This window comes from Rhabdothermincola sp., assembly GCF_036846205.1.
Classification (GTDB): Bacteria; Actinomycetota; Acidimicrobiia; order Acidimicrobiales; family Acidimicrobilacustridaceae; genus Rhabdothermincola.
On the sequence record NZ_DAIUCK010000021.1, the window covers coordinates 21,352 to 35,007 of the forward strand.

Genomic DNA, 13,656 nt, shown 5'->3' on the forward strand with positions numbered 1-13,656 from the left:
TACCGCCTATGGGGTGGTCCAGCTCGCCAGCGGCGGGCGACCCCGCGGCCCTGTGAAGGGCAGCGGTTGCCACGAGCCGCTCTCGGCCGCCGCGGCGTACGCCCCGAACAACGCCTCGAGCACCCTTCTCCCGAAGACGGGGCTCCACAGGTCCTGGGCCCGCCCCGCGGCCGCCGCGGCCGCCACCCGGAGTTGCTGGAGATAGCCGAACTGCTCGAGCTGGGGCACGTCGCCGGGGGCCGGCGGGGTGATGACCGGCACCGGCTCACCGTCGTGCTCCAGCGACGTCGTCGGCGCCAGCTCGGCGCGGACCACCCCGGTGGCGCTCGACACCTGCAGGTCCCACACCGCGGCAGGCTCGGGCTCCCGCCGGCTGGCGACCACCGTGGCCACCGCCCCGCCCGGGAAGCGCAGCGTGACCTCGGACCGGTCGTCGGTCTGCCCCGGCCCGGTTCGCTCGAGCCGGGCCTGCACCGCCACCGGCCCGGCGGGCTCGGCCAGCGCCAGGGCGACCGCCAGCGCGCGGGTGCCCACCTCGGCCAGGACCCCTGCCTCGACACCTGGCTCGGCCCCGACTCGGCGATCCGCCGGGCTGTGCAGCGCCCGCACCTCGATGCGCTCGATCGGGCCGATCATCCGCACCCGATCGAGCGCGGCCCGCACCACCGGGGCGTGCAGCAGGCTCTCGCCGTAGAGCACCGGTGCGGTCGCTCGGGCCGCGGCGTCGACGATGGCGTCCGCGTCGGCGAGCGTCGCCGCCAGCGGCGGCTCGACCAGCACTGCGGCGCCGGCGCGCACCGAGCGGAGGACCTCGTTGGCTCGTAGGGCCGGCGGCGCGGTCACGATCACCAGGTCCGCGCCCGCCGGCAGGTCCTCGTAGGTGCACGGTCGGGCCCCGAGCTGGCGGGCCCGCTCGGCGGCCTCCTCGGCGGTGCCGGCCGCGACGTGGCTGACCCGCAAACCGAGTGCCTGCGCGGCGAGCCCGTGTACCGCGGTGAGCGGGCCTGCGCCGGCGAACGCGACCGTGGTCACGGCCTCAGCGGCCGGCGAGGCGAGCGACGACCGGGGCCATGGTGTCCATGGCGTCGCCCTGGACCACCACGTAGGACAGGCCCCAGCGCTCCCGCCGGGCTTCGAGCAGGTCGCACATCTCCTCGACCGTCCCGATCAGTGCGTGCGGGACCTCCCGGACCTCCTCCGCCGGGATGCCGAAGACCCCAGCCATCAGCTCCGCCGTTCCTGCGGCGTCGGTGGTTTCGACCACCGCGAAGAGCAGGCAGCTCAGCTCGATCTCCGGGAACCGTGCCCCGGCCGCCTCCCTCACCCACGCCAGCTTGCGGTCGGTGGCCGCCGCTGTGGCATCGGCGGCCGTCTCGGCGTCGATCCGCCCGCTGCGCAGGGACGGGTTGATGCCGACGATCTGGGCTTCGCGGGCCGCGATGCCGAGGACCCGACGGCCCCCGCCACCGACCAGTAGCGGCGGATGCGGTCGCTGCAGCGGCTTGGGTCGGCCGTCCAGGCCGGTGATCGTGTAGTGCTCACCGGCGAAGTCGAGCGCGCCATCGGCGAAGAGCCCCTTGAGCACCGCGATGCTCTCTTCCATCCGGCTCACCCGCAGCGCCGGGGGGTCCTGGGGGATGCCGGACTGCTCATAGTCGGTGGTCATCCACCCGGCACCGAGGCCGAGCTCGACCCGGCCACCGGAGAGCACGTCGACGGTGGCGATCTCCTTGGCCAGTACCACCGGATGCTTGAAGTCGTTGTCGAACACCAGGGCGCCCACCCGCAGCTCGGTGGTGGCGTCGGCGGCGGCTTGCATGGCCGGGAGGGGCGCGAGTTGGTCACCGAAATGGTCGGGTAGGAAGAGCGTGGAATAGCCGAGGTCCTCCGCTTTGCGGGCGAGCGCCGCCCACTCGGCGCCCGAAGGAGCGGTCGAGAGTTGGATCCCGAAGCGGAACGGTCGGTCGTGCGCCATCGCGGCACGCTAACCGATCAGGTAGCTGAGTATCGTCGTGAGCGCGTGCGGAAATTCGTGCTCCTCGTCGTGACGATCTGCGCCACCGGCGTGGTGCTCGCGGGCGCGGTGGTCGCGCTCGTGCCCTCCGTGGGCGAGCTGACCAGCTCCGTGCAGGCACAAGCCGAGGAGATCGATCTGGCGGCGCTCGACGACTTCGCGGTGCGCTCCCAGGTGTACGCCTCGGACGGCAGCTTGTTGGCGACCTTCCACGGTCCTGAGAACCGTGAGCCCGTCCCGCTGTCGCGTGTGCCCCGGCCGGTGATCGACGCCATCCTGGCGGTCGAGGACGCGAACTTCTACCGGCACAACGGGGTGGACTTCCGGGCCATCGGGCGGGCGCTGTCGGAGAACGTCGCCGCGGGCGGCGTGGAGCAGGGCGGCTCCACCATCACCCAGCAGTTGGTGAAGAACGCGCTGTTGCGTGACTCCTCCCGGGACCTCGATCGCAAGACCAAGGAGATCCCTCTGGCACTGCGTCTCGAACAGCAGCTCAGCAAGGACGAGATTCTCGAGAAGTATCTCAACGCGGTCTACTTCGGATCGGGCGCATACGGGGTGCAGGCCGCGGCCGAAACCTACTGGGGGGTCGACGTGGAGCAGCTCGGGTACGCCGAGGGTGCGCTGCTGGCGGCGTTGATCTCCAACCCCGTGCAGTACGACCCGATCCGCCATCCGGAGCGGGCCTATGAGCAGCGCCGGGCCGCGCTCGAGCGGTTGGTGAGCCTCGGCACGATCAGCCAGGAGGACGCCACCCGCTACGGAAGCGCGCCCCTGCCGGTCGACCTCTGCAGCACCGGCACTCCCCGGCCCGCCGGCTGCCGCGACGAGATCGAGCTGCCCCCACCCGATGACTACTTCGTCGAGAACGTCAAGCAGCAGCTCCTCGACGACCCACGGTTGGGGTCCACCCGCGACGAGCGCATCGAGCGGGTGTTCGGGGGAGGGCTGCGGATCTACACCACCCTCGACCCGAGGATGCAGTTCGCCGCCGAGTTGGCCCACGCGCAGGGCGTCCCCAGGAACGACAAGGGCGTCACCGCGGCGATGGTCACGGTCGAGAACTCGACGGGCGCGGTCCGAGCACTCGTGGGCGGCCCGGGATACGACCACTACAAGTACGACATCGCCACCCACCCGCCCGGCCAGCCGACCGGTTCCGCGTTCAAGGTCTTCACGCTGCTCACCGCGCTCGAGCAGGGCAACCAGCCCAACGACACCATCGGCGGAGGTGGTGCGTTCAAATGCCCCGGGTGCTCCAAGAACCCCTACGTGGTCTCCGGCGCCGGAGGCACGCTCACCTCGGTGACGGCCAGGTCCTCCAACGGCGCGTTCGTGCGGCTGGCACAGGTGTTGGGCATCCCCAGCGTGGTCGAGACCGCCCGCAAGCTGGGAGTGACCAGCGAGCTGCCACCGGTACCGTCACTCACGCTGGGTCCCCGAGAGATCACCCCACTCGAGATGGCGTCCGCGTTCTCGGCCATTCCCAACAACGGGGTGCGCATGCCGCCCTATTTCATCGAGCGGGTCGAGGATCGCGACGGCACGGTGTTGTTCGAACACGAGCCTGCGGGGGAGCAGGCGGTGAGCGAACGATCGGCCTGCTATGCGCGCGACATCCTGCAGGAGGTCGTGAAGAGCGGGACGGGCACCAGGGCGCGGCTGTCTCGCCAACCGGCGGGCGGCAAGACGGGGACCGCCGAGGAGAACTTCGACGCCTGGTTCGTCGGGTTCACGCCCTACTTCACCACCGCGGTGTGGATGGGCAATCCTGACCAGGACATCTCGATGGCGAACCTGGGTGGGGTGGCGAACTTCGGTGGCACCTACCCGGCGATGCTCTGGCGGGCGTTCAACGAGGCGGTCCACGCTGATCTCCCGGTGGGGACGTTCCCGCCGTGTCCCAAGCCCGACCGAGCGGGGCGACCCGTCGTGGGCCGGGGTGACAACGCGCTCAACGGGGTGCGGATCGGCCCCGACGGCAAGCCGATCTTCGGGACGGTGCCCGGTTCGGGTACCCCGCGATCAACCACGACCACGACCACGCCCGGAAGCTCGTCGACGTCCTCGCCTCCGGCGACCACCAGCCCCGAACCCGGGCCCCCGCCGGGCAACGGGCCAGCACCGAGCACCCCGGGGCCATCTGGAGGGTGATGAACGCATTCGACGACCTGCTGCGCCTACAGGAGCACGACACCAGAGCCGACCAACTCCGCCACCGCCTCGACACCCTCCCGGAGCGAGCGGCGCGTGACGCACATCTCGACCGGGTGGCCGAGCACGACGCGACGACCGCCGAGGTGAACGCCAGACGTGACGAGCTGGCCCGCGCCCAACGCCGGCTGGAGGACGAGGTGGCGAGCATCAGCGCCAAGGCCGATGAGGTCGACACGAAGCTGTATTCGGGCTCGGTCACCTCACCGCGTGAGTTGCAGGCCTTGCAGGACGATCTCGACTCGCTGCGCCGGCGGCAACGCCAACTGGAAGACGAGGTGCTCGAGCTGATGGAGCAGCTCGAGCCGGTGGACCGGGAGCTCGACACCCGCGCCGCCGAGCGGGCCGAGCTGGACCAGCAGGGTGCGACGCTCGAGGCCGCGCTGGCCGAGGCCGAGGCCGCGATCGCCGCCGAGCTGGCGACGGTGCAGGCCGAGCGGGCCGACATCGCCACGGCGGTGCCGGCCGAGCTGCTCGACCACTACGAGGAGCTCCGCCGGCGGTTGCAGGGCATCGCGGTGGCCCGCCTGGTGGGCAGCCAGTGCGGCGGGTGCCACCTCAGCCTGTCCGCGGTGGAGCTCGACCGCATCAAGCACGAACCGCCCGACGCACTGGTGCACTGCGAGGAGTGCGGCCGGCTGCTGGTCCGCTAGGGGGCCGTCCGATGTTCCTCTGGTTCGCCGGCGTGAGCTTCGCGTTCGTGTGGCTGGTGTTCCGCAGCCCCGCGCTCGACTACCGGCTGGTGATGCTCGGCGCGGTCCTGCCGCTGGGGGAGGTGGTGCTCGGCGGCCCGAGGCTGGCCCACACCCTGGTCGCCTCGGTGGCGCTGCTGGCGGTGGTGATGCTCGCCACCCAACGGCGGCGGCTCGTGCGCCGGCGATGGATCAGCCTGCCGATCGGCATGCTGATGCACCTGGTGCTGGACGGGATCTGGACGAACGCCGCGGTGTTCTGGTGGCCGTTCCTCGGTGTGGGCTTCGACGCGGCCGGGCTGCCGGAGCTGGATCGGTCACCGGCGGTCATCGCCCTGCTGGAGCTCGCGGGTCTGGGGGCGCTGGTGTGGTGCTGGCACACGTTCGGCTTCGCCGACCGGGATCGGCGCGAGCTGTTCGTGCGTACCGGTCATCTCAGCCGGGACCTGGTGAGCTAGGTGCTGGTGATCGTGCGCCACGGCCGCACCGCGGCGAACGCCAGCGGGTTGCTGCTCGGCCGGCTGGACGTCCCCCTCGACGAGGAGGGGGAGCGGCAGGCGGCCCGGCTCGCCGCCGCGGTCGGCCCCGTCGACCGGGTGGTGTCGAGCCCACTGACCCGGGCCCGGCAGACCGCGGCCGCGTTCGGGGCTCCCGTCGAGGTCGACGAGCGCTGGATCGAGCTGGACTACGGCGACTACGACGGCACGCCGCTGCAGGACGTGCCGGCGGAGGTGTGGTCCACCTGGCGCCGGGACCCGTCGTTCGCCCCGCCCGGTGGGGAGTCGATCGCCGCGTTGGGGGAGCGGGTGCGCTCGTCGCTGGAGACGCTGGTGGAGCGGGCCCGGTCGGAGACGGTGGTGGTGGTGTCGCACGTGTCGCCGATCAAGGCCGCGGTGGCCTGGGCGCTGGGTGTCGGCGACGAGGTGACCTGGCGGCTGTTCGTGGCTCCGGCTTCGCTGACCCGTATCGCGCTGGGCGATCGGGGGCCGGTGCTGCACACCTTCAACGAGGTGGCGCACCTGTGAAGGCCGCGGCCTGTTGCCCCACCATCCGCTCGATGTCACCCATGGCGATGCTCACGTCCACCACGTGCAGCCCCCACTCCGGGGTCAGGTCCCCGGTGATGTCCTGCGCCCGCCGGCCCGCCCGGTCGCGGTTCACGAACACCTCGAGGTAGCTGAACCCGTCGCGCTGCACGCACTCGGCGTCGAGCAGGTCCGGCAGGGTCACGAACGGGGTGGTGATGGCGCGGGCCGCGCCGGCGCCGGGCAGCACCCAGTCGCCGGTGGCGAAGTAGGGGGTGAGCGACGCCCGGCCACCGGCCGGGGCCGCGGGGTTCACGCAGGCCGCCACCCCGTCGCCGCCGCGCACCCGGCCGAAGAAGCTGTTCGCAGGCGGCGGGGAGGTGGAGCGGAAGGAGGCGTAGGACACCACGCAGCCGATCTGGTCCTGGCTGCGGCACAGCGGGATGTTGGCGAAGTCCCCGCCGACGTCGGCCCCGTCGGGCACCCGCACGGTGGATCCGATCAGGTAGGCGGCCACCAGCAGCGATCGCAGGTCGGGGTTCGGGTCGATCTCCTCCCGGACGAGGCGGTTGAGGTGGCTCGCCCCCTGCGAGTGGCCGATGAGCACCACGCCGCGACCGTCGTTGTCGTTGGCCAGGTAGTGGCGCCACGCGTCGAGCACGTCGGCGTAGGCGACCTGGCTGGCGGCGAGGCGATCGGCAGGGACGCTGCCGAGCAGCGCGGGCAGGGTCATCTGGCGGTACACGGGGGCGAAGACCCGGCACTGGCTGTTCAGCCGGGCGGCCTGGGTGAGCACCGAGCCCTTCTCGGCATCGCTGGGCACCAGGTCGGAGTTGGGGCTCTGGTCGGCGCTGATGGTCGGGTAGACGTAGAAGCAGTCGATCGGGGCGTCGGGGTTGGCGACGTGGCGCTGGACCTCGAGTGTCCCGTCGGCGTGCACGACGGTGGCGTCGAGGTCCTGGTGGCAGACGTCGTCGGGCAGGTCGGGCCGGCACAGCCAGTGAGCCGGATCGGCGTACACCTCACTCGTGTACGGGGGGATCGACGGCGCGGGGCGGGCGGTGGTCGCCGGCGCCTCGGTGCTCGGCGCGGCGGTGGTGGTTTCGCCCGAGCTGCAGGCCGTGACGGCGAGACAGGCCGCGACGACAACCAGCAGCAACGGCCGGGCGGGGTTTGCGCGAGTCCGGGTGGGCATGCGCCATCATCGCACGCGGGGCGTCGTGTGGCCGGTTCGTCAGAACGACGGCCTACGGAACGGCCCTTTCCAGTCCTGCTGAATAACCGGGGTCAGTCTTTCGAAGGATGTACCGGTCAACAGCACGTGATACCGGTGGAAGATGTCGGCGATCGAACACCGTCACTCGCTGGCCGGTTGACGTCTACCTCGCGGTCGACCCGACTCGACGGGCCACGGCAGCGCACCGTTGGGCGCGCTCGACCGCCTTGGCGGCGACGGATGGTGCGATGTCGTCGGGTTTGTACTCGGCCTTTGTCTTGAGCGGCAGGAGCCGGCGCAGGTCTCGCGCGACCTCGGCGCCGTCGGGGCCTGCTTGGCGGAGAAGGGTCAGCCACTGCGTACCGCCCGGAGCTCATCGATGCTGAGGCCCTGGACCACACGGCCATCACGTCGGATGTCGGCCCACAGCTGGGCGCGGCCGTTGAGCTTCGTGGCCGCCTCGTCCACGCTCACCTCGAGCAACTCGACCGGGTTGCCGGTGAGCCGCCTCACGTCGCGACGCCAGGCTTCGAGCGAGGCCGACCACGTGTCATCGTCCTCGTCGATATCGGTGGGTCGTATGACGACGACGTCGATGTCGCTGTCGGCATCGGCTTCGCGCCGGGCGAACGATCCGAAGACGATCACACTGACCGGCGGCCGGGGGAGCGCTTCGGCCAGTCGACCCATCTCGTGGAGCACGGTGTCGGTCGAGCGGGCGAGGGCGAGCAGCGCCCGGGATGCGACGTGCTCGGGCACGAGCCGGAAGAGTGATGCCGGCGGCACCTCCCGTCGCTCGACGACGCCGAGCGCGACCAGGTTGGGCAGCAAACGGGACGCCTGGGCCTGGCTGATCCCGGCGAGCTGTGCGATGGTCCGCAGGTTCAGTTCAGCCGTGGTCTCGGCCAGAACGGCGAGCACCCGCCCCTGGGCGCCTGGCACGATGGCCTCGATGGGTCGGACGAAGTCCACACCGTAAGGCTACCCGACTAACAAGCAAATATGGAACGAATCTTCCGTCTCTGCAGGTGATCCGGCTCGCTCTTCGCGGTGACGCGTGGGGCGTGGTGAGGCCCTGGCCTTGCTGTTCCAGATCACTCAGGCAGTCCTCGTCCCAACCCCCCATCCCGCTCTCCTCATGACGATCACGGCGGCCGCTGCTGCGACTGACGGATAGGTACGAGACCACCGTGACCGCCCTCCGGGATCCCGGTCATCACCGTCTGGGTCGGCTCTTGGTTGGGCCGCGCCCCGGCCCGAGGGCGCGACGGTGAGTCGGCCTGTAGGCGGGGTTCTGTCCAGCGCCTCCCGGCGCCTGGGTGACCATCCATCTCAGCGGCCTACCCGGGGGCTGCCTCGGCCGAAGCCTCGGCGGACGGGCCGCCCATACCCCCTGCGTGGCCTTGCTCCGGGTGGGGTTTACCGAGCCATCCCGGTCACCCGGGATGCTGGTGCGCTCTTACCGCACCGTTTCACCCTTGCCTGTGCCGTCCCGGTCGCCCGGGCCGGCCATCGGCGGTCTGTTCTCTGTGGCACTGTCCTTCGGGTCGCCCCGACTGGCCGCTAGCCAGCACCCTGCCCTGTGGAGCCCCGACCTTCCTCGACGCCGTCACCCGAGGGCGCGACGCCGCGGTCACCCGGCCGACTCACCGTCGCTCCCAGTGTGCCATGCCCTCGCCGCGGCGACGACCGCGTCCCCGACCGCGCCCGAGACCGATACGACCACGGTCGTTCCGACGCCGGGCCCACGAGCGCACCGGCGCCCCTGCAACCGCGCCGACGCTCAGCGAGCGGTGGTGGTCGGCGTGGTGGTGGTCGTGGTCTCCTGCTCGGGCTTCGGGGTGAACGAGCCGGCCCCGACGAAGCCCTTCTCGTCGATGTGCCCCCGCCTCGGCATGAACGGGTACGGCACCTGCGGCTGCTCCTGGAACCCGAACAGCACGGCCATGTGCCGGGCCTCGACCCCGCCGATCCGCATCACTGTCTGGCGCAGCTCCGGGGTGCTCAGCAGCTCGGTGGCGAACACGTAGGTCTGCGCGGCCGTCGTCTCCAGGGTGAGCGCCAGCGCCACCACTGACGCCTCGTCGGTCAGCGCCGTCACCGCCGGGCCCACGACCTGCTCGTCCAGGTAGCTGTTGGGCTGGGCGTACGGGGTGCCGCCACTGTCTTCCGTGGTGGTCGCCAGCGCGCCGGCGTGGTCACGGTGCTGAGCTTGGAACAGGCGGATCGCGTCGGCCACCGAGGTGGTGGTCACCAGGCCCGAGTCGAGAGCTTTCTGGTAGGTCTGGACCGCGAGCTCCTCAATCGACTGGGCGGTGCGGAGCAGGTTCAGGTTGAGCTCCTGGCCCAGGTCGAACAGCTGGGTCGCCTGCTCCGGGGTGGTGCTGGGCGTCGTGCCAGTGACGGGGATCTGCTTGGTCTTGGCCTTGCCGCAGGCCGCCAGCACCGCGGAGAACGCCACGGTCGCTCCGCCGATGCGCAGGAAACCGCGGCGGTCGGGGAGGCCCACCAGTGCGGCTTTGACCCCCGGCGACGTGTCGGCATCGGGGTCGAACACCCGGCTGAGCGCCTCCCGCCAGCGGGGCAGTGCCTCGGTGTGCTCGCGCTCGGCCTCTGCGAGCTGGCGGCGGACCTCGTCTCGGCTGAACTCCATCGTCACTCCTCTCCCGCCGGATCAGCGGGTGTAGTCGAACGCGTCGTTGGCGGTCTGGAACGTCGGCATCCATTCACCGGGGGAAAGCTCCAGCAACTGGCCGAGCACCACCGCATGCTGCCCCTCGATCGGCAGGATGCTCGCCGCTGGTCCCGCGGCCGCCGGGGACTCGAGCAGGCCCAGCGCGTCCTCGTAGGTCGCGGCCGCCCGCTCCTCCACCGAGTACAGCGCCTGCAGCAGCCCCCGGGCATCGGTGGCCCGGGCGAGCTGGGGTTGCACGGCCGCCACCACGCTGGCGTTCGGTGAACTGGTCGAGGCGTCCTTCTCACCGGCCAGCACCGCCAGCGCGTTCGCATGGTCGAGGTGATGCCCGGCAAACGTGCGGCACAACTGCGCCTCGGCAGGAGACAGGAACTTGGTGTTGAGTGCCACCTCGTAGGCGGAGCGAGCCGCCAGCTCCAGCCCCACGGCGAAGGCCACCAGGGACAGGTCGGATGCCGGGAGCTTCGTCGTGCTGCCTCCAGCCGAGCCGGCTCCCTGGGTCTCCGCGGCGTGCGCGGCTCCCGAGAGGACCGCGGCCGGGACCGCGGCCGCACCGAGCGCCACCGCGCCCCCCAGGCCGAGCCGGCGGACGAAGCGGCGCCGCGACTCGTCGACCGCCGCCGGGCGGGTCGCGGCGCGCTGCTCGGCCAGGTCGTCGGCGATCGTCCTCATCGCCTCCCGGTGCTGGTCGTCAACCTGGGCCACCAGACGGCGGATGCTCATCTCGTCTCGTCCCTTCCGTGCGGGGCACCGGCCGACGGCCTCAGCGGACGTCCACGGTGCCCTTCATGTAGTTGTGGATCTTGCAGTAGTAGCGGTAGGTGCCGGGCCGGTCGAAGGTCTGCGTGAAGCTCTGAGCTTTGCCGATTTCGCCTGTGTCGAGCACATTCGGCACCGTGGCCACGAGCCAGTGGCCGGTGTCGTCGTGGTTCTCCCAGCGCACCGACCCACCCCGGGGGATCGCAACCTCCTTCGGGGTGAGGCGGTGATCCTCGATCACCACCGTGGCCTCCCGGGCCTGGGGTACCGAGCCGGTGGAGCCGGGCGAGCGGGTGTCGCACCCGGCCAGCAGCGCCGCCACGGCGACGACCCCGAGCGTCGCCGCGGCCACCCGGGCTGCGCCGGCCGGGAGGCCCGTATCGCCGGGCCGACGACGGGTGGGGAAGCGGCTCATCGATGGGCGTGCCCCTGCGGCCACCGGCGCTCAGAAGTCCATCAGAAGTCCAGTGCCGACAGGTCGGCGTGCCAGCCCTTCGCCCGCTCCACTGCCTCCCGCCAGCGGTCCCGGTCGAGGGTACCGGCCGGTTCGACCACCTCCCGGGGCTGCCAGGTGCCGGCGACGTCGTCCCAGCTTCCCCAGGCGCCCGTGCTCAGCCCGGCGAGCAGCGCGGCGCCGAGCGTCGTCGCCTCCACCACCGGCGACACCTCCACCGGTCGCCCGCAGGCGTCGGCCAGTGCCTGCACGAAGGTGGGGTTGCGGCTCATTCCCCCGTCGATCCGCAACGACGGGATCGGCGTCCCCCCGTCGAGCTCCGCGGCTTCCACCAGGTCGGCCCCCCGCTGGGCCACCCCCTCGAGCACGGCCCGCACCAGCTGTGGGCGGCCCGTGCCCCGGGTGAGGCCGAGCAGCGCTCCCCGGGCCCCGTAGTCCCAGTACGGCGTACCGAGTCCCAACAGGGCGGGGACGTACACCACCCCGTCGGTGTGCGCGCACTGGGCGGCGACGGTATGGGACTCCTCGGCGGTGGCGATCACCCCCAGGTCGTCCCGCAGCCACTCCACGTTGGTGCCCGCCGAGAGCATGATGGCCTCGATGCCCCAGGTGGCCCGGCCGTCGCGCCGCCAGGCCACGATGGGGAAGGTCCCGCCGCCGCCCCGGGTCTCGAAGCCGGGTCGGGTCGGCCCGTAGACCGCGTCGAGCATCGCGCCGGTGCCGAAGGTGATCTTCGCCGGCCCCGGGGCGACGCAACCCTGCCCGACCAGCGAGGCCTGCTGGTCGCCCACCAGCGCCGCGATCGGCGGCTCCCCGGGCAGCGCCGTGGCCTGGCCTACGACCCCCGTGGAATCGACGATCGCCGGCAGGATCTCGGCCGGGATCCGCAGGACCTCGAGCACCCGACGGTCCCAGCCGCTGCCGTCACGATCCACCAGGCCGGTCACCGCGGCGTTGGAGAGGTCGGTCACGTGCAGCGCACCCTGGGAGAGCTGCCAGGCGATCCAGGTGTCGACCGTGCCGAAGCACAGGTCCCGGGAACGATCGGGATCGTGCTGGTCGAGCAGGTGGGCGAGCTTGGTGGCCGACAGGTTGGGAGCCAACCGCAGGCCCTCGGCTTGCAGGACCAGGCAGTCACCGACCGTGCGGAGGTCCTGCCAGCCGATGCCCGGGCCGACCGGCTCCCCACTGGCCCGATCCCACACGATCGTCGACGCCCGCTGGTTGGTGATCCCCACGGCTTCCACCGACTCGCCGGCCAGCACCTCGGTGGCGCACGCCAGCGCCGCCTCGGCCATCGCCACGGGGTCGAACTCCACCAGGCCGGGCGCGGGGGAGGAGGGGAGCACCTCGCGGTAGGCGTCGCGGGTGATGTGGGCGTCGGGGTCGACGATCGCCGCTCGCACCCCGCTGGTGCCCACGTCGATGACCAGGAAGCTCACGGCTCACGCACCTTTCGCATCGATCCGATCGCGCCGCCCACCGCCCCGACGGACGCGTAGAGGATGGTCACCAGGATCAGCGACAGCACATTGGGCACGGACCCACCGAGCAGGGCCCACAGCAGCCGGACCGCGGCATAGAGGGCCGCCCCGGCGGCCGCCGCGTGCAGCACCGGCCAGTCGCGCTGGCGCCGGCCGGCGACCACGCCACCGGCGCCGGCCGCCACCAGGCTGGCCACGGCCACCGCCGCCGACCACATCGAAGCCTCGCCGCGCTCGCCGCTGCTGGCCAGCCGGGCAGCGACCACGACCGGCGCGGCGATCACCATCGCCACCAACAGGCCCGCGCCGATGGCCCGAAGGTCGAGGGTGTCGCCGAGGGTGCTCACCGTCAGTTCGGCCCGATGAGCGGGTCGGGCCCGAACGGGCTGGGCAGGCCGAGCTTGCCGGGGTTGAGGATGCCGTTGGGGTCCAGGGCGTGCTTGACCGCCGCCAGCACGTCGAAGCCCCCGCCGAGCGCTTCGCGCATGAACCGCCCGCGGTTCACCCCCACGCCGTGGTGGTGGCTGAGGGATCCGCCCGCGGCGAGCACCGCCCGAGTGCCGGCATCCCACACGGCACGGTAGAAGCGGTCCTTGTCGCCGGGTTCGGGCTTGCCGGCGAAGGTGAAGTAGAGGCAGGCACCGTCGGGGTACGAGTGCGACTGGTGGGCGCTGACCACCAGCGTGCCCTCCACCGAGCCGATGGCCGCGAGGGCGTCGCGGTAGATGCGGGGCAGGGCCGCCCACGGGCCGGTCACCTCCATCGTGTCCACCACGTAGCCCCGGGAGATGAGCGCCTCGAGCGCGGACACGTCGTTGCGGTGGGCCATCCACCGGTCGACCAGGCCGGCGTCGAGCGCCAGCGCGGTCTCGCACTCCTCCTCCACGATCTCGAGGGTGGGGTCCACGAGCTGCCCGTCGCCCTCGTCGTACACCAGCAGCGGCGCGAGCTCGCCGGTGCCGAAGTTCCGCTCCCCCTCGACCGGGTCGTAGAGGCGCAGCACCGCGGGGGTCGCCCCCCGCCGCAGGATGCGCCGGCAGGCGTCGAGACCGTCCTCGAACGAGCGGAAGCCGAACGCGACCTGGCGGGTGTGGGGCGGGGCG

Annotated in this window: 14 protein-coding genes and 1 other RNA gene; 4 read left to right on the forward strand and 11 right to left on the reverse strand. The window is 72.0% G+C overall.

The genetic code is table 11. The features are described 5' to 3' along the window. Nucleotides 1-6: 6 nt before the first annotated feature. A complete protein-coding gene (locus V7004_RS04875) occupies nucleotides 7-1,032 on the reverse strand; it encodes a Gfo/Idh/MocA family oxidoreductase (protein WP_334142520.1) in 1,026 nt (341 codons plus the stop codon). Nucleotides 1,033-1,036: 4 nt separating this feature from the next. Then, entirely contained in the window at nucleotides 1,037-1,975 is a 939-nt protein-coding gene (locus tag V7004_RS04880) for a TIGR03621 family F420-dependent LLM class oxidoreductase (protein ID WP_334142521.1), read from the reverse strand. A 45-nt stretch (nucleotides 1,976-2,020) separates the two neighbouring features. On the opposite strand from V7004_RS04880, the gene V7004_RS04885 reads away from it, so the two are divergent. Genes V7004_RS04885 through V7004_RS04900 form a run of 4 tightly spaced genes read left to right on the forward strand, consistent with a single transcriptional unit; the run spans nucleotide 2,021 to nucleotide 5,945 of the window. Continuing rightward, entirely contained in the window at nucleotides 2,021-4,168 is a 2,148-nt protein-coding gene (locus tag V7004_RS04885; RefSeq protein WP_334142522.1) for a transglycosylase domain-containing protein, read from the forward strand. Next, nucleotides 4,168-4,881, forward strand: coding sequence for a zinc ribbon domain-containing protein (locus V7004_RS04890; RefSeq protein WP_334142523.1), 714 nt, complete (start codon nucleotides 4,168-4,170; stop codon nucleotides 4,879-4,881). The genes V7004_RS04885 and V7004_RS04890 overlap by 1 nt, the downstream gene beginning before the upstream one ends. Before the next feature lie 11 nt (nucleotides 4,882-4,892). Further along, nucleotides 4,893-5,378 (forward strand): metal-dependent hydrolase, encoded by a 486-nt coding sequence (locus tag V7004_RS04895; RefSeq protein ID WP_334142524.1) that lies wholly within the window; start codon nucleotides 4,893-4,895, stop codon nucleotides 5,376-5,378. Continuing rightward, nucleotides 5,379-5,945 carry a histidine phosphatase family protein gene (locus tag V7004_RS04900; RefSeq protein WP_334142525.1) on the forward strand — a complete coding sequence of 189 codons (567 nt, stop codon included), beginning with the start codon at nucleotides 5,379-5,381 and terminating at the stop codon, nucleotides 5,943-5,945. On the opposite strand, the gene V7004_RS04905 is transcribed toward V7004_RS04900, so the two are convergent. The 9 genes from V7004_RS04905 to V7004_RS04945 all read right to left on the reverse strand — a co-directional run. After that, nucleotides 5,923-7,140 carry a DUF3089 domain-containing protein gene (locus V7004_RS04905; protein WP_334142526.1) on the reverse strand — a complete coding sequence of 406 codons (1,218 nt, stop codon included), beginning with the start codon at nucleotides 7,138-7,140 and terminating at the stop codon, nucleotides 5,923-5,925. The genes V7004_RS04900 and V7004_RS04905 overlap by 23 nt on opposite strands. A gap of 369 nt (nucleotides 7,141-7,509) precedes the next feature. Beyond that, nucleotides 7,510-8,133, reverse strand: a complete 624-nt coding sequence (locus V7004_RS04910; protein WP_334142527.1) for a helix-turn-helix domain-containing protein — start codon at nucleotides 8,131-8,133, stop codon at nucleotides 7,510-7,512. A gap of 295 nt (nucleotides 8,134-8,428) precedes the next feature. After that, nucleotides 8,429-8,810: RNase P RNA component class A (gene rnpB, locus V7004_RS04915), an RNA gene on the reverse strand. Nucleotides 8,811-8,944: 134 nt separating this feature from the next. Then, nucleotides 8,945-9,814 (reverse strand): ferritin-like domain-containing protein, encoded by an 870-nt coding sequence (locus V7004_RS04920; RefSeq protein WP_334142528.1) that lies wholly within the window; start codon nucleotides 9,812-9,814, stop codon nucleotides 8,945-8,947. Between the two features lie 21 nt (nucleotides 9,815-9,835). Continuing rightward, nucleotides 9,836-10,579 (reverse strand): ferritin-like domain-containing protein, encoded by a 744-nt coding sequence (locus tag V7004_RS04925; RefSeq protein ID WP_334142529.1) that lies wholly within the window; start codon nucleotides 10,577-10,579, stop codon nucleotides 9,836-9,838. A gap of 40 nt (nucleotides 10,580-10,619) precedes the next feature. After that, nucleotides 10,620-11,030, reverse strand: coding sequence for a cupredoxin domain-containing protein (locus tag V7004_RS04930; RefSeq protein WP_334142530.1), 411 nt, complete (start codon nucleotides 11,028-11,030; stop codon nucleotides 10,620-10,622). 41 nt (nucleotides 11,031-11,071) lie between these two features. Continuing rightward, on the reverse strand, nucleotides 11,072-12,511 hold the full coding sequence (locus V7004_RS04935) for an FGGY family carbohydrate kinase (protein ID WP_334142531.1): 1,440 nt from the start codon (nucleotides 12,509-12,511) through the stop codon (nucleotides 11,072-11,074). Continuing rightward, entirely contained in the window at nucleotides 12,508-12,900 is a 393-nt protein-coding gene (locus tag V7004_RS04940; protein ID WP_334142532.1) for a DUF3792 family protein, read from the reverse strand. Before V7004_RS04940 ends, V7004_RS04935 begins: the two co-directional genes overlap by 4 nt. A gap of 2 nt (nucleotides 12,901-12,902) precedes the next feature. Further along, nucleotides 12,903-13,656, reverse strand: a 754-nt coding sequence (locus tag V7004_RS04945) for an FAD-linked oxidase C-terminal domain-containing protein (RefSeq protein ID WP_334142533.1), incomplete at its 5' end; no start/stop codon positions are given.

Bases quoted from the DNA above. Each gene is read 5' to 3' on its own strand.
- V7004_RS04880 (WP_334142521.1), bottom strand. From the start codon at position 1,975: ATGGCGCACGACCGACCGTTCCGCTTCGGGATCCAACTCTCGACCGCT.
- V7004_RS04890 (WP_334142523.1), top strand. From the start codon at position 4,168: ATGAACGCATTCGACGACCTGCTGCGCCTACAGGAGCACGACACCAGA.
- V7004_RS04895 (WP_334142524.1), top strand. From the start codon at position 4,893: ATGTTCCTCTGGTTCGCCGGCGTGAGCTTCGCGTTCGTGTGGCTGGTG.
- V7004_RS04905 (WP_334142526.1), bottom strand. From the start codon at position 7,140: ATGCCCACCCGGACTCGCGCAAACCCCGCCCGGCCGTTGCTGCTGGTT.
- V7004_RS04920 (WP_334142528.1), bottom strand. From the start codon at position 9,814: ATGGAGTTCAGCCGAGACGAGGTCCGCCGCCAGCTCGCAGAGGCCGAG.
- V7004_RS04925 (WP_334142529.1), bottom strand. From the start codon at position 10,579: ATGAGCATCCGCCGTCTGGTGGCCCAGGTTGACGACCAGCACCGGGAG.
- V7004_RS04930 (WP_334142530.1), bottom strand. From the start codon at position 11,030: ATGAGCCGCTTCCCCACCCGTCGTCGGCCCGGCGATACGGGCCTCCCG.